Below are 19,224 nucleotides of genomic sequence, written 5' to 3'. Positions count from 1 at the left end.
TTAGCCATAACGCTCATCGTTCACTATGCAAATACAATGGCAGGGCAGGATTGCTCCCTGCCCTGTGTCCATCGTATTTATATATTCGCGATCATTCGTTTCTTTCCTGTATAAACTATCGTCCGTTCTTACATCCATCTAGACTGCTCACCACGACAACAGCCAGATTAGCGCTGAAACGTACGACCGCTATCGCCTGGACGTCTGCGGCGTGGTGAACCGGACGTACTTGTCGGTGGAGGGGGTGCTTCACTGCGGCGAATCATCCGCTTGTTATTTTCCCCGATCGGTATGATCAGCGTAAACAACGAGATGATTAGTGCAAGCAACATAATTGCGAAAAAACGCACGACACTGTCCGTCCACGACCAATCCGTTTTGCCGATGCCCCATTCGAGCAACAAACCTGCCAGCAAACCGCCTACACCGCCGCCGATACCAAAGCTGCGCGCCAAAAAGCGATTGTCGAACATCAGCCCTAGTCCAACGCCAAGCAAGCCACCGAGTAGCATAATGAGCACTACATGCAAAATCTGATAATACAGATTGCTATTAAACGGCTCGCTACGTTCGGTTACGAGTGTACGTTTATCCAGTGTGTTGTAGATTTTTTGGAAAATCGGTGTCAGATCGGTCGCCTGATCTACACTGTAATATTGCCCGCCCGTTTGCGACGCGATCTCGGTCAACAGATTTTCGCCGCCATACTGGGTCAAGCCAAGCCCGACCGTATTGATAACGATGCCGCGCTCTTTATACGGTTGCAAAGACGAATCCATATTCAGATCGCTATAACCGTCAGACAACATAATGACGGTCACGCCACGGTTGTCTTGATCTTGCTTCGTAATTTCATCCATCGCCGTGCTCAAAGCAGCGGTAAAATTCGTATTGTTGGAGCTTTCATGCATCCCGTCAATCGCCGTATCGATCTGTTGCCTTGATGTCGACGTAATTTCAGTTAGCGGCAAGGCAACCCGCGCATCATCGTTAAAGACGACGATCCCGACCCGCATGCCGTTTTGCATGGAAGCGACCATATTTTTCACAGCTTGATAGCGCTGATTTTGCGGGTCATTTTGCATCATACTGCCGGAATTGTCGATAATGACTACGACATCTTTGACCGTACGCACGCCGTTAAAATCAAGCTGGTACAGCGCCTGCGCAGCGATACCGCCGATCAGCATCAAGACGAGCGTCGCCGGGACGAGTAATTTCCACGAAATATCCGCATACCGCTGCCGCCATGATGCCCCGTTCAGCTTGGGCGAAATCATCTCCGCCAGCAGACCAAAAATGCCAATCATCAAACTAATAATGCCAAAATAAATGCCCATCAGCACGATCCGTGGCATACGATCCATATAAATATGAAGCAGCCATTCACTTAACACAAACCCGATCGCCCCACCGATCAGACTAAAAAATACAAGAAGCCAATTGACCTTTCGCTGCATCTGCGGCTTCACCCCTTTCTGAATATAAACATGTCAAACATATACATATACAACATACGCACACAAACGATATATAGCTGCATTCCAGCGACAACCCGAACGGGACAAAACATCGATTCGTACTCATGCTCAAGCATGGAGCAGCCCTGTGCATTCGCCTCGTTCCGTTGTAGCTTATACCGGAACTATCGCTGCATTAACACACTCCACCGTCCATACCGCCTGCAATGCTTATACAGCTAGTAGGCTGACCAACTTAAGTTCAATGTCTGATTCACTACATGTTATGAAAAATACATTGGAAGCGTAGCATAACAACATCGCTGCTCTGCATGATCAAGCTACCTATTTAACGCGTTCAAGCTACTAGGGCGTGTCTTCAAACTTCTTCATAAGCAATTCGATGCGTTTTTTCGTTAGATCACTGTCGTATTAGCAGCTCAACTCACTTGAAGCGTGACTCATTCGAACGATAAACGGACAAGGCTGATCGTTTGCAGACATCGCCTAGTACTTTAACCGCTCTCCATATTGTTTTTAATCCTTGTTGTTTACTGCTGCAACTACGGATTGGCAGTGGAGTTAAAATAACAATAAAGCGCGATCAAGCTTATACTATTGCCGTTATCACTATCGCTACTCCCCTTGCCCATCCTCCACATGAAACCGATAACCATTCGCCACATACGTATCGTAATACGTGCGCCCATTGCGATAATACATCAGATCGGTAATGCCAAAGCCGCCCATCAAGTTCAGCTTTTCCACCCCGCTCGTCCGATCCTCATGTACAAAGCCGGTTTTGTAAATACGGGTCGTATGATCGACCCCAGCGGCATAACGTACAAATTCACCGCCTGCATTGCCAAACATATACTTTTCCTCATACCGATGTTTATGCGTGTAATCAAGCAACCGGATATGAATCGTCGCCCGATCTTCCAATGTGCGATACAGCTCTTTAAACAGTTCCTCCTGCGACAGCGCCTGCTTGTTATGGTAGTCGATCGTCACATTGGCACGGCTGAGCAGCTCCTGCTCGAACGTTTGTGATAGCGCTGGGCTTGGTAGTAACTCACGGCGACATACGTCGATCAGTCGTTCCAGCAATGTCATCGTGCCCTGCCTTAGCAGTGCGGTCACATCGCCCAGACTGCGCTCCTCGAAAAAGGCATTCTGTCCGCGTTTATCTTCCACTTCCAGCATCGCTTCAGCGGTCAGACGACTATAATAATCGGACACATTTTGCCCGATATAATCGTCCGCTAGCCGCAAACTAGCGGCAGAAGTGCGGTGCAGCTCCGCACCCAGTTCATCCAGCTGCTGCACGAGCGTCATACAGCCGCGATGCAGCGCCAGCAGTTGTTCTTCCCAGCGCCGATACAGCTTTAGCCGCGTTTGCAGCCGTAAAATATACAGCTTATGCGGATAGATCGTACTGATCAATGCACGCGTCAAGCTGCGCACATTATGCTTGTCCATAAACGGCAGCTTTTGAAAAGACAGATCGTCCGCACGGCTACCATACCATGCGTCCAGATCAGCCCGCGCCTGCTCGATTGCAAGATTGAGATCGCGCATACGCCCGTGCAGCAAAGGCAGCAAACTTGCCGGATGATGTTCCTCCGTCCAAGCGGCAAGCTGGTAAAAGTGCACATCACTACGCCCTTTGAGCCGCTCATCCATCCCGGTGCGAAACTCATGCTCGGCATTCCATTGTTCCAATCTACGCTCCGTCTCCCGCTCATAATTTTGCCGGAAAAACGCATCCCCGCCCTGCTCGAACAACGCCAGCTCCGCTTCGCGCAAATTCATCGCCCGCAGCGCCGCAAAACTTACCGAACGCGTCATCAGCCCATTCATATCTTCCAGCCTGGATTCGTCAGGAATCAGCGCATCCAATCGCCGCTCAAGCGCCGCTTCATCGATACCGAGCAATTGCTCACGCTCGTGTATACTAAGCGCCGAGTCCCGTTTCATCCGCTGCACAATGCCGAGGAAAAAGTGCTCCAGCACGGTCAGCGCAATCGCTTCATCCGGACGGCGTACACGGGCAAAGCCAGCGGACACTAGTCCTTGCGTACCATCAGCAGTACGAATATTGTTGCGAAACGCCATATTGTTATAATCCGAGCCATATAAACTCGTATCGTGCCCGCTATCCGAGCGCTGCCGATTTTTGAGCAAGCTAATCCGGCAAATGATATCGTAATTGCTGGCGACACCGCCATTAACGGATACGCCACGCTCATTGCGATCCGACAGCATGTACACTAATTCAAACAGCGGTGCAGCCATATGATGCACCATCACGGCAAGCCCATCCTCGGTACGTTGCAGCGGCGCGCTTAAGCTATAATCATCGCGCTGCATTAACTCCACCTCATGCAAAAAGGCAATTCCCGCCGAGCTGGCATAACCGAAGTTTTCCTCCTGCTCACCTTCATGAATGAGTACATACAAGTCCATTTGTACCGATTTAAACGATTGCCCGAGAATGGAACGCGCCAAGAGCGCAATTTCCGGCACAAGCACATTCATCGGGTCTTCCACCCTTGTCACTACCGACAGATGCAACCGATCAAATGACGAATACATCCGTCCAAAATCAGCCAGCCGCCGTGCCGCCTGCCGAAATACACGATTCAGTTCCAGCAGATGGCTTGCGTCCTCACGAAAGTGCCGTGCCCAGTCGGGACGGCGCGTTTGCGCAGTCGAGCGCTCCGGGTCGGGTACAGACAGACGGGAAATTAGCAGCTGTGGATGCTCCTCCCGGTGAATGGAGGAGGAGGCAGACCGTTCCGGCTGCACCTCCACATACATCACACCAGCACCATTGTCCCATTTGCGTGCATTGACGTTGCGAATATGATCCGCCGCATCGTGCAATCGATCCCCGATAAACAGGAAAACGGCGGGGTAGTGAATACTGCTCCGCCCGTCTCCCTGTCCGGCTGTTTTTTCCTCGGCAGCAGCGTATGCGTCTGCAAATGAAATCAGCCGTTTATTCATCTTATTTCAGCTTCCGGCGCAAATCGTTTAATTTGGACACCATTTGTTTGTAGAACTGGTATGCTTCATCACCGTTCACCAGCTCGACACGTTCGTATTCCAGACGATCGCGTGCTTCCAAATACGTTTCGTACAGCTCATCCAACTTGTTCAACAATGGTGTAACGTCTTCGGACGATGTGAGCTCATTGTCACGACGATCCGCTTTGCGCATCAGTACGGCACGGCTTTTCTCATCCAATTGACGGAAATGCTCGAACACTTCGAACTCCACCACATTTTTCGTTTTCATCAAATTAACGAACGGTTCCCATGCTTCTTCTTCCTCATCGCGATCATATACAAACAACGCACCTTTTTTCGTAATCGTATCGGTGTACAATGCTTGCACAAACTGGTCGATCAGCTTTTCTTCGCCTTCATGACGACCGAGCAGACTTTCCAGCTCGCTCATTTTCGCTTGAATCGAATCGTATTTTGCCAGTTCTTGACGCAGACGATCGATCATTTTCGGCGAACGAATCAAGTTGTCGGACGCCAGTTCTTCATTATAACTGTTGAAAATATCGCGCGACGCTTCCAGCGGCAACCCTTCGCTCAGCAGACGACGCAATTCCAGCAGCGCACGTTTCACCTCGCCCAAATTCGGACGTGCCGCATCCAGACGCAGATCGTAACCGCTCAATACCGCTTCCAGATCGAGCGGCTGGCTAAAGCGCACCGCGAACCGGCTGCTCGTATTTTGATCGACATCTTTCTCGACGATAATACCAAGCTGACGAGCGCGCTTAAAGTCATGACGCACACGCGCATTGTACGACTGTACACGCGCATTCACATACGTATCGCCCCATGAACGTTCCGGAATCGGTGACGGTAAATACGTCCAGTTTTCCTTCTCGCTCATCACAAGGTGACGACCGACGCCTTCGCGATCAAGAATCGTGCGCTCATAGTTTTCTTCATACACTTTCAGCGGTGTGTACACAAACAGCGGCACACCGTTACGTGTGTTCAGCCAGAAGATACGGTTTTTCACCTGGCTTTCCTTAATTGTAAAATGCGATTTGCCAATCGCGTTATTTTGATAATTACGAATCCCGCGCAAAATGCTTGGCGCTTGTACCGGCACGGATACAAACCCCCATGATGGGAAATGCAAATTACCAGCGCTATTGCTTAGATGGAACACCGGCACCGCATCATCGTCAAGACGACCAGCAATTTGACGCTCGACAAATTTCTCGATCGGTTCGTCTTCACCGTATTTCATCACGAGGAAATCTTCCATCGAACGGGTAATCAGATCGCCGAATTTGTCGCTCAGGAAGTCGGAGATCGAACGCACGATATCGACTTCGTTTTCCTTCACCCATTGATCGGAATGATCGAGCAATTGGGTGGAGAAATCGCGAATCAGATCGTCCCCGTCTTTGCTGTCCATAATGTCGCTGACCGCTTTGGAAATGTCCGGCACGCTCACGAGATTCCAATAATACGTTTTGTTGCCACGATGGTCTTCCTGCTCGCTACCGCTCGTCAACAGCTCGCCATTTTTCTCAAAAATAGAGCTAAGCGCGTTCAGCACCTCGGTGAACACACCGTAAATGCGGTTGTTTTCGCGGTTCAGCAATTGATACAAATCTTCATAAAACTCGATCATTTGCTGGGTACGTTCGATATCTGCACGCAGCCAGTATTCATCGATTTTCGCTTCCACATATACATTTTTCTTTTTGTCTTTGGACACAAATGCACTTTTGGCATCACCGAGCCGATCGTTGGCATATTCGGATGCGGATTCGATATCACGCGGAATACGGGTCAAGCTTTCACGCAGCGTTTCGATATATGACAGCAGCATTTTCAGCAAGCAGAAGCCTTGTTCGGTGTAAAGCAAACGCGACACGTAAAACGGCCCTTGCTCTGGATGCAGAAACATACGGCGAATCTGATCGGAAAATTGACCGACGATCTCACCTGGCAATTGCTGCTTTGCTTTAATATATTCTTCGCGCGCACGGGTCAGAAACGTTTGTTCCAGCTCGGTATCAAGGCTGACCGCCTGCATTTTGACTACATTGTTGTAGCTTAGACGCTCGCTATTTTCAAAACCAGGCAACGGCTCTGGCACACGCGATTCAAATGTTTTGGTCATCGTATCAAGATCGACGCCAAGCTTGCGGGCAAAGTTTTCGACCGCCTCTTGATCCGGCGCTTTATCGAACATTTTGTCCATTTTCTGGAATAGACGATATGCCAGATACGTCGTCATTTCTTCGATCGGCAATACGGCGGACGATGCGCCGATAATGTTGTATTCATAGTTCGCCGGATAAGCGCGGTTCATTTGCGCGATATTCGTACGGATATTGCTAATATAGTCATGGATCGCAAATTCTTCGCCAGACGCTTTTTCCTCGCTTGCCATAAAGTTCGTAATATTTTCGGCAGTCACGTTCATGCAGTAATCATACGCATTTTCCAATAGCTTGCCTTCCGTATTGGTCGCTGAGATGAGGTGACATAGATTGAATGGCGGCAGCGGTGAATTAACGTTCAGGATGCTGCCATATTGCTGTTTGAACCGTTCGCCACGGGCGTCTACATTCATCCAGTAATCCAGCTCTTTAAGCGCGGCATAGCCGTTTTTGCGAATATATTCGCGGGTATGCTCGCTCAAACTTTTGTTCGACAGATTCACATCCGGTGTGAACAGATAGCCGAGCATCGTCAAACGGTCGATCCCGGCAGAACCAAAGTCGCGCTCCACAATGCCGCGCACGATATACGAAATATCGAGGAACGAGCCGCTGCCTGTACCGCCAGACAGACCGGTCAGCAGAAATACCATCAGCTTTTTGTTCGTGCCGACCGATAATGTTTTGATCTTTTTGTCGATGCTTTGCACGACTTGATTGATTTTGGTGAACAGCAGCAAACGTCCTGCTTGACGCACACCTGCCGCACCGTTCATACCGTCGGTAATGCTCATTTCCGGGGATAGCCATTCGGTAATATAAGGTTCAAGCAGGCTGCGGTTTTGCAGCAGTCCGCCGATTTCAGGATTGGACAGCAGCACAAATTCATTGTGCGGATCAAGACCGATGCCTTTGTATTTTTTGTTGCGATCTTGTTCGTTCGTTTCAAAGGCGAGAAATTCGACATTGGTCGGCTTGTCTTGCTTTTTCTTTGTCACCGGGTCTTCCGGCAGACGGAAGCGACGGTTAATTTGATATTTCAGCCGCAGCAAGGCATCGATCCCTGTGCCGCCCAGACCGATAATGAGAATCGGATTGTCGATCGTATCGACCCGGATTTTCTCGCTGACGATACCGCCACCTAGCGATACGTCGAGTTGTTGGATGTGTTCTCTAACAATTGGTTTCATGGATGATCCCCCTTGTAACCTTCATAGTATGGTGTTCGTTCATGATGCTTATGATCAGGTGCTAATTGGAGACACAGACTAGCGTAGCGCCGCCTGTATGTCCGCATGGATGTTTATTTATAGTAGTGTGAGCTGAATGGACGCAGAGCGTATTGCAAATGGGAGCATTCAGGCACATATGTCCTGCTTCACTCTGCATTCGCGCTACCGTACAAATCGGATACAAATGAAATGATCCATCGTGCACATCCCCCGCAAATTGCGTCCATTTTTATGGTATAGCTTAAAAATAGGCGGGCATCCTTCACAATTGTTCCCTGATTGCCTCCGGATGCCCTGTGTTGTACTCACCAGCCTTGTTCCTGAGCTTGTGCCATTATAGTCTGTCGCTATCGTTGCTGAACTTGTAATAACTAAAGCGTGTACGCAAACTATTGCGTTGGCGCATCAACCACTGCGGTACGGAATAAGGAGACAGACTCCCGTCTCGCACCGGAATCTACGAATAGAGAGATCGCGGATTCAAAACCGATATGAAAAGCAGTCCAGGCGCTAGCTATACTCGTATAACGCCAACCCGCTTAATTCAAATATTCCAGCAAAATCGTCTTGTCCACCTGGCGCAACGCGATGACGAGGCGGTCGCCGCTTTTCAGCTCTACACCTTTGGAAGCATCGAGCAAGCGTCCTGACTTCTCAATGCCGCTGTCCGCCTGATTGCGGATGATGATGCGGTCATTGTTGCCCGGTGTGAACGTGATCTGCTCCGTTTCTTTCAGCTCTGGTGCCAGTTGCAGCAACTGATGCAGATTGAAGCGTCCGCGGAATGTGTTTAACTTTTTGTACTGTGGATACGATTTCTCGCCGGTATTTTCATCGCGAATCTCGATCACCATCTGTCCGACAAAGCCACGATTACGCTGCTTCAGGAAGCGCAGCAGGAACCAAATACCTGTGCCGAGCAAAATAACGAGCAAAGCGATGATTACCCAGCCCATCCATCCAAGCCCGGCAGCTTTGCCGTCGGTGGCGGCTGGTGTCGTCGTCGCGCTGCCGCTGCTGCCCGCCTTACCTGTTGCATCGATCGTGACCGGTGCGGTTTCACGGTAAAAGCTCTGTTCCTCTGCCCGAACGACCAGTTCATAACGATGGTTGTCTGGCACCGTAAATGTGCCGGTGAACTGCGTGCCATTCGTTGTCAACGGAAACTGGCTTTTGGTGCCGCTATCCAGATCGGTCACATTCAGCACCGCTTTCAAGTTGCCCACTTGAGACGCATCGGTCAGCTTTTGCCCGTTGCTCGTCATATAAGCCGAAATATCGATCTGATCGCCTTTGCTATAACTTTTGTTAGGGATTGGCTCCAATGCCAGTTCCAGACTGTAGTTAAAGATCAGATTGATATCGATCTTATCTTTGTCTGCCCCTTTTACCTGTAGCGTCCAGTCGCCTTGCTGCGGATTTAACAGCTTGACGAGCGAGTAGGTTTTGGATGTGGACAAGCTGACCTGATTGGAAGGCACCGTTACCGCTTTACCGTCCGGGTCAACCAGCTTTACTTCCACTTGCTGTGAAGACATAATCGAAATATTCGCCTCTTTGACGCTTGCATTCGGAATGTTGATTTTCACATTTTGAAATTGTCCATTACCTGTAATCGAACTCACCGGCACGACATTCACTTGCTGATGTGCCGCAAAAATTTCGCTCAAAATTTTAGGCAATTCAGCAGCGGAACTGGTTACAAAAGATTTACCGCCAGTCTCGCTCGCAATGTTCGCCAGCCGCTGTTGATTAAGCTTTCCGTCCGCATTGAGACCGACCGTATAGATCGGATACCCGAGCTTTTTGGCGTTGTCCACTTCCGCCTTTAGCTGCTGGTCTGCTTGGCTGTTCGTTTTGCCAGCATTGCTGTTCAGATCGTCATTACCATCGGTAAACAATACGATCATCGGCTCGCTACCTTGACGAGCGCCATCTTGTAATACGCTAATCGCTTCACCGAGACCGACCGACAGATCGGTATACGGCCCACGGTTCAGATCGTCGATAAAACGTTTCAGACTCGCTTTGCTCGCAGAGGAGTCAATATTGGTGAGCGCCTTTTCGCGCTCGATTTGGTCGGTATACGAGACGACGCCAACGCGATCGCCCTGCCCTGGCAGCATATCGATAAACAGCTTCATCGCTTCGTTCCCTAGCTTTTGCGGGTCGCTTGATTTCATCGAATTGCTAGCATCAAGCAGCAGTACGGCATCGATATTCGAGCCGGTCGTCCCGGAAGCAGCATTGCCACTCGTGGCGGCAAACGTCGTTCCAGCGCCAGTCAGCAGGCTGACGATCAATGTCATCGCCAGCAGTATATGCATGAATTTGAATGTTCTTACGTGCATCATTCTACTCCTTCACTCAACGTAAAATGTAAATCGGTGGCTGGCGCAACACGGCCATAATCTCATTTAGTATAGTCTCTGTGGATTAAGCGCCGGTTAATTTCACCTTAACACGGCTTAAAAATCATAAAGTGAAAAATTTGATACCATTTTCACCACCATATCCATAATAATCCATATCTTCTCCATTTCCAAAAAGATGGCGGCTGCTCTGTTCCCGAGCATCACCGGCTGGAAATCGCCCATTCGCGCATGTCAAAAGTCGAACCGGAATTATTATAGCTTAAAAAGCGGAATTTTTTCCCCACCCTAAGACGGGGGAAACGACTGGACTATCGGCTAAAAGTTGAATAATACTCATCGCTCCCTTTATTCTGGAATAGATTTTGACATACAATAAAGCATAAACATACTGTTGAATCTACCGTCTGCTTTGCGGCAGCCGAAATGTCACAGGATTTAGGAGAGAAATAGACTATGGATATACTTGCATACGTATGTATCGGCGCTACGTTTCTTTTTGCCGGTAGCCGCTTCATCCTGTACGCGTATCGGCGCAAACATGTGCCATCTGAGCAGGAGCTAGAGCAGTTGTTATTAGACGTCGTGAACCAGAAGCAAAGCTAATTCCGTTAGATCAATCCAAAATAGAGAGTGATGCCATACATGAACATGACCAAACAGGCGGTACAACTTCCGGTACTGGAACCAAGCCGCCACAATTATGATCGGCTGCGCGTCTGTCGCAAATGCGGTCGGTTTACCATTTTAATGGATGAAAATTGCCCAAGCTGCGGCAAATCCAAGCTTATTCCGGTCATCCGGCAAGCCAAAGCACAGACGAGACGACGGATGCTTAATGAACTGCTAATCACATTCATACTGACGATCGCAGCGGTGCTGATCACACCGGATATACGGCTAATGGTGCTGTTTGCAGCTGCCGGGCTAGTGCTGCTCGTCGGACTGGTGCTCGTACAGCGACGTTTGCTAGAGCGGGACACATTTCGCGAATTAGGCAAATTGTTTCGCCGTCAGCAGCAAGCTATTTTTGATGGCTTGGTCGAAGATCAACGGATCGGGGTCGAGGAAGTGCGCAGTGGCAATGAGGTGGAAGGATATCATATGTTGCGTCAAACCGCCGTACTTGTGCAAAATGATCGGTTACGGCTTGCCCTGCTGTCATTGCTGCAAAATTTCCGACTGCGCAGCGATATGGATTTGGAGCTGGATTCGCTGATCACACGCGGCTTCGATCCGCTCGTTGCTGAATATATCGGGGAAATGGCACGCATTAAACGCGATCTGATCAAAGAGCGTTCGATTCGCTATGTGATTGAGCATGAACCGAAAATTTTGCAATTGGAGCAAGGCTGGGCTATTTTGATCGGCGTTACGTCCGCGATGGTACGGATGAAGCGTTATATTATGACGTATCCGGGCTTTATTCGCCGGTATGCACGCCATTTGCCAAAGGAACGGTTTGTACGGTTATATCGAATCGTGCAAACCGATCAAGGACTGCTGCAAGATGCGCTCGCTCATGATTTGGAGGCGATTCGGCAGGAACTGTATCCCAATGATCCGGCGCTGAGCGGCGATGGGACTGTACGATCATGAGAACGGTCATCCGAACGATGTTGCACTGGTTTGCGCTGCGCAATTTATTGCTCATCTGCTGTGCCGTATTGCTCGTCCTACTCATGCTCAAAGGCAGCGGCATCTATCATAAAGTGCAAGCGGTAAAAGCCGCTGATCGTAATTATGAGCAACAGCACTGGATGCAGGCAGAAGCGCTCTACCGGGCAGCAAACGACATTACCGCTGTCAATTACGAGCAAGACCATATTCGATCCAGACTGAACGAGCTGGAGCCGATCACCGCCTGGAACAACACCATTTCGTCCACGGCAAGCCGTCTGCAAGCCGCAGCGGATACCGGGCAATTCGATACGTATTTGAACATTTATGCCATTTGGCTGCAACAACAGGAACAGCAAACGACCCGCCATGATCGTTTCCAAAGCGTATATGCCCAAATCACCCAGCAATACGGAATGGAACAACTGCTAGCACGGGGATTTGCCGCTTTCCGCACCGAATTTACCGCGGCGCTGCAACATAATCTGGACACACGCAATTATACCGATGAATCCGCCAAATGGAATCTGCTGCGCATTCCGGCAACTTATTGGCTGACGAGCGGTTCCGCAGGCAATAACTCGCTTGCCGCCAAACAGCAGCGTCAGCAAAATGAGCTGCGCCAGCAATTCCAGCAATACGATACGACCAAGCTGAAACGGCTGGCAGCGGCTGGTGATTTTGACGCCTTTTTGAGCAATGCCGTCGCTACCGCACAGGCGTATAGTCAACACGCTTACACAGGCGCCAGCTGGATCGCCTCACTAGTCAATACCGGTTCCCAAGCGATCATTGCCAAAGACATTCAAACCGCACAGACCGCCAATTTTGTCCGTCATGCGGTCAGTTTCCGCAGTGCGGCAACACAGCTTGCACTATCCGCTTCACCGGTGTTGAACACGATCGATCAGCAAATTGCTACCTTGCAAGAGCAAGCTTTTGCGCTAACATCATCCAAGCAGTTCAGCCAGGCACTACAACTGTATGAAACGCTAACACCGCTAGGCGATATGGCGGCAAATATCGCTCGCACCAAGCTCGCCTGGGCAAGCGATCAGCCGGTCTATGTGCTGCAAAGCTCCAACGCCTCTGTGACGTATGAACATACGGTTGGCGGTACGAACTGGCAGGCATTCCCGGTTTATGCGATCGCTACGGACAACAGCAATCGTTTATTTTTCGGACGGATGGATCGGGATGGAACAGCGAGCGTCTGGTCAGGACAGATCGGTCAAAACTCGTCGCAAATCGGACAACTATCGCTCGATATGACATTGAGTACAGCTGAGCAACCGGTCGTCGCTGTGCAATCGGGCATGGACGCGGCAGCAGGCTCGAATAGCAATAGCCTGTTCTCGCTCTACGCCTTTACCGCGAGCGGTTTGAAGGCGATCGCCTCACTGCCCGGCAGCAGCTATGAAGTGCTACCCGATCACAGCATTATCGTACACACCGCACCGGATGGCAGCGGTGCCGGGCAACTGAACACGTACACCGCCAATGCGGACGGTGTATACGTACAGACAGAGAGCCGGGCGGATGACAGTGCATATACGCCGATTGCCGCCACTGATATTGAAGCGTATATCAATGAGCCGATTCAGTTTACAAGCGATATCGTAGCGGTCGATGACGAAGGAGCAATTGTCCGTACCGATCGCGGTTATGTACGTTTGCGTGGCAATCTGTCTTTTTATACAGGTACAGTAAACATATACGGTACATTTCACGGACAATATGAGCAATTTAGCCCGGCTGCACTAGGCTTACCGCCACTAACGAGCAGCATAAATCCCGATGCCAACAGCAATCCTAACGATAGCGCAGCGACGGATGAGACTACGGGTACAAACGGTACACCGAACGAGCAATTTGAACCGCAATACGGATTGGGCAACAATGGCTTGCCCGGTGACCGCCCTGCCGTGAGCGAACGCATTCCGATCGTTGAAGTGCAGCAACTTCAGTGATGCAGCAAAGGCATCATGCTATGTCATACGTATATACAAATGATAAAATACGAGCAAGCAGCCCTTTCATATCAAAGGGCTGCTTGCTCGCTGTGTATGCACTTTTTGCTCATTGCTGTCTGTGTAGGCATTTCTTTGCCCATCGCTGCCTTGTAAACCGTCTCAGCCGCTCGGCTTATCTTCCCCCAAGCCCGATAAACAGCATCATAAACACCAATTCCAACATATACCCGATCACAAGCATCATCGGCACCGTTACTACTAACAAAATGATCCGCAATTGCCGTTCCACACCATAACGCTCCATCCAGCGGCGCAGCCAGAGCCATAATATCACCATTGTCGGCACGATAATAAGGAACCCGACCACGATCACGCCATCAAAAATCCAGCCTGCCGCTGCTCCGGCAGCTCCTTGTTCTAGCCAACTCTGCTTGGCGATGACTAGACCGATCACGAACACCGCCATCAGCACATAATACCATTTTATGATTTTGCTCCATTTCCCTTTGTTCACTGCTGTCCATCCTTTCAAGGCAAGATCGCTTCAGCTATCTAGCCATTCATAAGCAAACGGTAAATTTTGCGCGGTCGTCCGCGTACCGTCTGCTGTTCCTCACCTTCTATTTCAGCGAGACCAATCTGGCACAAATTGCTCATAATGCGCTGGGCATTACGAATCGTCATCGACAGATGCTGCGCCAGTTGCACCGTAGTAAAACCGTCCCATTGCATATGGCGAGTCAACGCTTCAATTTTGCGATACATTCTGGCGCTAATATTGACCGCATTCAGTCGCTCTAACAGCTCGGCATCAAGTGCACGCGAAGCATAGCTCCAGTCGCCTACATCGCGATCCAGCTCACGAATCGTCCCATTATCTTGCACGATAACGAGCAGACGCTGCTGGTTATGCCGGGCATGCTGTAACGCACGCAGCGCATGATCGCTCGCTGTAAACGCTGTATTGCCATAACCAATACCAACCGTAATACGCATATCTGTCTCCAGCTCCATTTGTCCGACAAGCTGACCGATCCGTCCTAGCTTCCGTTCGATCGCCCCGCGTGTGCTCACAATTTGGTAGCTACCCACACCGTTATGCACCAGAATACCGTCCACCTGCTCGCATAACTTTAACATACGCTGCTGCATATTCAGCTCGGCATGCTGCACCGAATATCGTCCGCCTCCGCGTCTCGTTTGCCCTAGCAGATCGGCTTCAATCATCTGCATTCCGATCTGGGTATCTTGAAAATAGGAACTGCGCGCCTGTTGAATGAGCAGTTGTGCCGCCTGGCGAATGTCCTGGCGCGCCAGCGTTAAGCGATGGACAGGCATGCCTTGCTTTTGCAACTCATTATAGACAAAATACATACAAGTGAGCGCCGCCTTGCTTTTGCCCGCTTTCCACAGTTCCAAATGAAAGCTGACGATCCGTTCCGGTTCCTCCCATTCGTCAAACAGATGAATATGCACCGGATGCGCAGACGGCTCCAGCTCAGCCAATGACTCCTGAACGTCCATCTCCTCAGAACGGATCATATCTATCGAATACGGCTCCTCTATACTACCGTGCAAAAGCATCATTTGCAGTATACCTTTGTATAACGCCGAACCGGACGGCTTACAGCATACCGCCAGTTCATGCCCTTTCAGATAGGGACGCGCAATCGAGAACGGAATCGGACCCGAGAAAAACCATCCTTTTAACCCGTGGCGATGCTGCTCCATCAATTCCGGAATCTCCTGCGGATGATTATACACAAGTGGCACAAACACAACATCCTCGTGTAGCGTATCCATAACCTGCATGATACGCTGCACCGAAGGTACAGGTCCGATTACACCAAAACGATACGTCATCATATTCTCCTTCGCTTATCCTTTTATGTCAGCATACTCGTAGGTACACTTCGAGCATGGGCAATATAAACATCCTTTACAAAATATATTAACTAAAATCAAGTATTAAACTCTATTATACCAAGTTCCCCGCGTAAAAAAAGCGCCCACATTCCGACAACAATGAATCATCTGGAGCGTGCGCACAAAAGATACAAACACTGTATGATCAGGCAACCATCACAGCGGGAACCAATAACTATAACCATAACACTAGCAATCAAAATCAAAATCATTACACCTCTACCTATTCCCTTGATCGAGATAACTTTAAGTTTCAGTGGATTCAAGTTCCTATTGATAAAGATGACAGCACACAATCAAAGTTGAACTTTAACGTAGTCTGCCTATTATGATGCTGACCATTTTAAATATATCGTTTAAAATCATGCAGATTACCGCCCTAAATAAGGGCATACAGTGAATTCAAAGCCAATCTTGAAAGCAGGCAAAGTACTATACTTCATATCCTCACATAGCTATGTATACTTATAAACACAACACTATACGTAAAAAGCCTGATACGGTATAAGGAAAAGTTTCCTCACCATATCAGGCACAAAATCAGGTACAAATGGATGCATCGTGCTTATGAAAATCGTATTCACCTCGGAATGGGCAGAGGCGCATGCTCAAACACATTCCAATTTACGTCTACCGTATAGTTCAGTCTACGCATATACCGCTTACCGCTTCATCGTACAATACTTACTTCGTTCCACGCTTGCGTGCAGCTGTTACCCATGCACCGATCGCCGCGATCAGCGCCACAATTGCGATAACGAGCGTCGCTGTCTGCATACCGTTACTTGCGGCAGGCGCTGCCATAGCCGGCGCTGTTGCACTATTATCGGCTGCCATCGTATCGGTCGTTTCGGTTGTAGTGCCTGCATTGCCCGTTGCTTCCGTACTTGTAGCCGCACTGTCTGTGCTAGTGCCAGACTCGGCACTTGTTGCCGCGCCGTCTGTGCTGCCCGCCGTACCTGCACTATTATGCCCATGATCGGCAGCCGCTGTTGTGCCTGCGCCGGAAGCGCCTGCTTGACTCACAACCGTAATCGAATGCGGTGTATCACTGCCTTTATTACCTGTCCATTGGACGATGCTGCCATCGCTGTAATATTGGAACGCATCCCATACGAGATCGCTATCTTTGTCCGGATTTTGACCGACAAAAACGAATTGTTGAAATTGACCGGCTTGAATGCCGCCATTTTCCGCTTCCCATGTTACAGCTGAAATTTCACCGGCATCGTTTTTCTCGGTCGTTACTTTCCAGCCAGGTACGGGTTGGTATTGTTTGAAGGACAGATTTTCCGGCACTTTTAATGTCACTTTGATCGTTGGAATATCTTTTTCCGACGGTACTTTCATCGTGTACGTTTCCCATGCTCCTGTCATCGATTCAGCCGGTTTGACAGTTACATGCGCACTCGCCACCCCTGCAAATACGATCATACCTGTTAAAGCGACCGCCGAAGCGATAGCTCCCATACGTGTCCAAAATGAATGTTTGTTCATAAATCCAATACCCCTTTTCTATGTTGGATAGTTAAATTGTAGCCACTACCTATGCGGGCAAACGCTTATACGTAACCGCCGTCACTGAATCACCGGCACTACCAGGCTCGGTACAACTAGTAGGTTCCTTCCCGCAGTGAAGTGCTGTTCGCAGCCTACAAGTTTGCGTATACGCTCTAACTTACGAACCAGGCACTTTGAGCACAAACTTCGTTTGCAGCGATTCCAGCTTGGATGTTAGCACAGTCATATCGACTTGCCAGTTGCCGTTCATACTGATCATGCCCTGTGTTTCATACATGCCATTTTTGCCGTCTTTGGCGGTAATTGTAATATCGGTCGGTGCCATCGCCATATCGAGATGGTGCAGTTGCATCGCAATCTGCTCCACATCGACCGGCTTGCCCTGGCTATCCTTTACCGTCACTTCAAACGTATTCATACCCATCCGGCTCGGCGGCACACGCAAACTGATCTCATAGCCGTCCACCTGCTGTACTTGTGCCTGTACTTCACGCGGCGTTCCGCCATTGCCAAGCGGTGCCGCATATGGCGACAGATGTACGAGCAGTGCAGCAAGCACGAGCACAATAAATCCAGTCAACACTTCCCAGATCATATCCTTGCCAAGCTCGCCTTGCTGGCTGCGCGCTTTGGCATAATTCATTCCGCCAAAACTAACCATGACGAGGAACAGCAGCATTTTGGACAATAAAGTCAGACCATAACCGGTATTGAACAATGAATTCCATGTCGGCAAATAAATCAGGCTGCCATAAATGCCAGTCACCAGCAGCGCAGCGACCGAACTGATCGCTAGCCAGGAAAAGCGGCGCACAACGCCCCAATACAGTTTGCGCCGCTCCTCTCCTGTATGATCGCGCACGATGCGCGGCAAAAACAACGCCAATGCCAGCAGCGCACCTGACCAGAGCAACGCGGACAACAGATGTAAATAGTCGGCGGCAATCGCGACCCCGGCATTTGCCGCCGCATATGCATGTCCGTCAAACGCCTTGGCAAGCAGTCCTAACGCCAGTACGATCAAAGCGGTCAGACCGAGCGCACGCTGCAAGCCAGGCTTCACGCTTGGAAGCTGATGGATGATCATCATCACTAGCACAATGATCGCAGCCGCCATTTGTAGCAGCCAGATTTTGCCGAATACAGTACCGCTAAACGTATTGCCTAGTTCGCCACCTACAGTCGACAGCGGAATATCAGCGGTCCAGGCAATGCGCAGCGGCAACTGTGCTGCCAGTGCAATCACCGTCAAGCTGGCACCGATTAGCGCCAACCACGTATAGCGCCGCTCCCGCAACCAGCTTAGCTCCCCCCGTGCAGACAACGGCAACAGAAATAGCGGCAAACAGAGCACACCGAGCACAATCGCCTGCGCCGCATACTGCAACCAGCGCAGCGCAATTAATAGCGGGCTAAGCGGACGACTGTCATCGAGCGCGGCACTAGTTGCATCCTTAAGCGATTTGCCTGCTCCGTTACCGACTTGGAAAATGATCGCCCCTTCCACCGGATGACCGTCACCGGAGATCGCTTTCCATGATATGGTGTAAATGTCGTCTGGCAATGTCGATGGCACATTAGCGAGCAAGCGCGTTCCGTCCTTTGGATCGATATATGCGTTGATGCCGCTCACTTCCGCACCGGACGAGCGATTCAGCTGTATACCGTAATAGGCACGCTGAATATCTTCATTAAAGCGAATCATAATCTGCTTGGGCGACTGCTGTAGCACTTCATTTTGCGCTGGCGACGATTCGGTCACTGTAGCATGTGCTAACACTTGCTGCGGAAAGCCAAGCGCCAGCAGTACAAGCAACACCGCCAGTGCGAACTTTACAATGACAGCTGGACGCTTCCATTTTGATCGCTGACGTAACGCCGCACAAGTTGAATGAGCAATATGATGT

11 protein-coding genes are annotated in these 19,224 nt (G+C 49.9%); 3 read left to right on the top strand and 8 right to left on the bottom strand.

The annotated features are described in order from the left end of the window. Positions 1 to 167: 167 nt before the first annotated feature. From U1I11_RS17070 to U1I11_RS17055, 4 genes are all read right to left on the bottom strand, one after another. On the bottom strand, positions 168 to 1,460 hold the full coding sequence (locus U1I11_RS17070) for a vWA domain-containing protein (protein ID WP_322907336.1): 1,293 nt from the start codon (positions 1,458 to 1,460) through the stop codon (positions 168 to 170). Between the two features lie 636 nt (positions 1,461 to 2,096). Further along, positions 2,097 to 4,472: a transcription initiation factor TFIID gene (locus U1I11_RS17065; RefSeq protein ID WP_322907335.1), complete on the bottom strand. Its 2,376-nt coding sequence runs from the start codon at positions 4,470 to 4,472 to the stop codon at positions 2,097 to 2,099. Position 4,473: 1 nt separating this feature from the next. Beyond that, positions 4,474 to 7,863 (bottom strand): tubulin-like doman-containing protein, encoded by a 3,390-nt coding sequence (locus U1I11_RS17060; RefSeq protein WP_322907334.1) that lies wholly within the window; start codon positions 7,861 to 7,863, stop codon positions 4,474 to 4,476. Between the two features lie 581 nt (positions 7,864 to 8,444). After that, complete coding sequence (locus U1I11_RS17055) at positions 8,445 to 10,256, bottom strand: VWA domain-containing protein (RefSeq protein ID WP_322907376.1); 1,812 nt, start codon at positions 10,254 to 10,256, stop codon at positions 8,445 to 8,447. A gap of 477 nt (positions 10,257 to 10,733) precedes the next feature. Between U1I11_RS17055 and U1I11_RS17050 the strand changes: the two genes are divergently transcribed. Genes U1I11_RS17050 through U1I11_RS17040 form a run of 3 tightly spaced genes read left to right on the top strand, consistent with a single transcriptional unit; the run spans position 10,734 to position 13,867 of the window. Next, positions 10,734 to 10,883: a hypothetical protein gene (locus U1I11_RS17050; protein ID WP_322907333.1), complete on the top strand. Its 150-nt coding sequence runs from the start codon at positions 10,734 to 10,736 to the stop codon at positions 10,881 to 10,883. A gap of 39 nt (positions 10,884 to 10,922) precedes the next feature. After that, entirely contained in the window at positions 10,923 to 11,876 is a 954-nt protein-coding gene (locus U1I11_RS17045; RefSeq protein ID WP_322907332.1) for a hypothetical protein, read from the top strand. Next, positions 11,873 to 13,867, top strand: coding sequence for a hypothetical protein (locus U1I11_RS17040; protein ID WP_322907331.1), 1,995 nt, complete (start codon positions 11,873 to 11,875; stop codon positions 13,865 to 13,867). The genes U1I11_RS17045 and U1I11_RS17040 overlap by 4 nt, the downstream gene beginning before the upstream one ends. Positions 13,868 to 14,042: 175 nt before the next feature. Here U1I11_RS17040 and U1I11_RS17035 read toward each other — a convergent pair whose 3' ends face one another. The 4 genes from U1I11_RS17035 to U1I11_RS17020 form a co-directional block, all read right to left on the bottom strand. After that, positions 14,043 to 14,384 carry a hypothetical protein gene (locus tag U1I11_RS17035; RefSeq protein ID WP_322907330.1) on the bottom strand — a complete coding sequence of 114 codons (342 nt, stop codon included), beginning with the start codon at positions 14,382 to 14,384 and terminating at the stop codon, positions 14,043 to 14,045. A gap of 38 nt (positions 14,385 to 14,422) precedes the next feature. Further along, positions 14,423 to 15,736, bottom strand: coding sequence for a hypothetical protein (locus U1I11_RS17030; protein ID WP_322907329.1), 1,314 nt, complete (start codon positions 15,734 to 15,736; stop codon positions 14,423 to 14,425). Positions 15,737 to 16,480: 744 nt separating this feature from the next. Then, complete coding sequence (locus U1I11_RS17025; protein ID WP_322907328.1) at positions 16,481 to 17,293, bottom strand: YcnI family copper-binding membrane protein; 813 nt, start codon at positions 17,291 to 17,293, stop codon at positions 16,481 to 16,483. Positions 17,294 to 17,474: 181 nt separating this feature from the next. Beyond that, the gene (locus tag U1I11_RS17020; protein ID WP_322907327.1) at positions 17,475 to 19,136 is read right to left on the bottom strand and encodes a copper resistance CopC/CopD family protein; all 1,662 of its coding nucleotides are present in this window, start codon (positions 19,134 to 19,136) and stop codon (positions 17,475 to 17,477) included. Between the last annotated feature and the right edge of the window lie 88 nt (positions 19,137 to 19,224).

This window comes from Paenibacillus campi (genome assembly GCF_034659835.1).
GTDB classification, from domain to species: domain Bacteria; phylum Bacillota; class Bacilli; order Paenibacillales; family Paenibacillaceae; genus Saccharibacillus; species Saccharibacillus campi.
The sequence above is the reverse complement of the archived record's forward strand: the minus strand, read 5'-3'. Positions and strand labels throughout refer to the sequence as shown.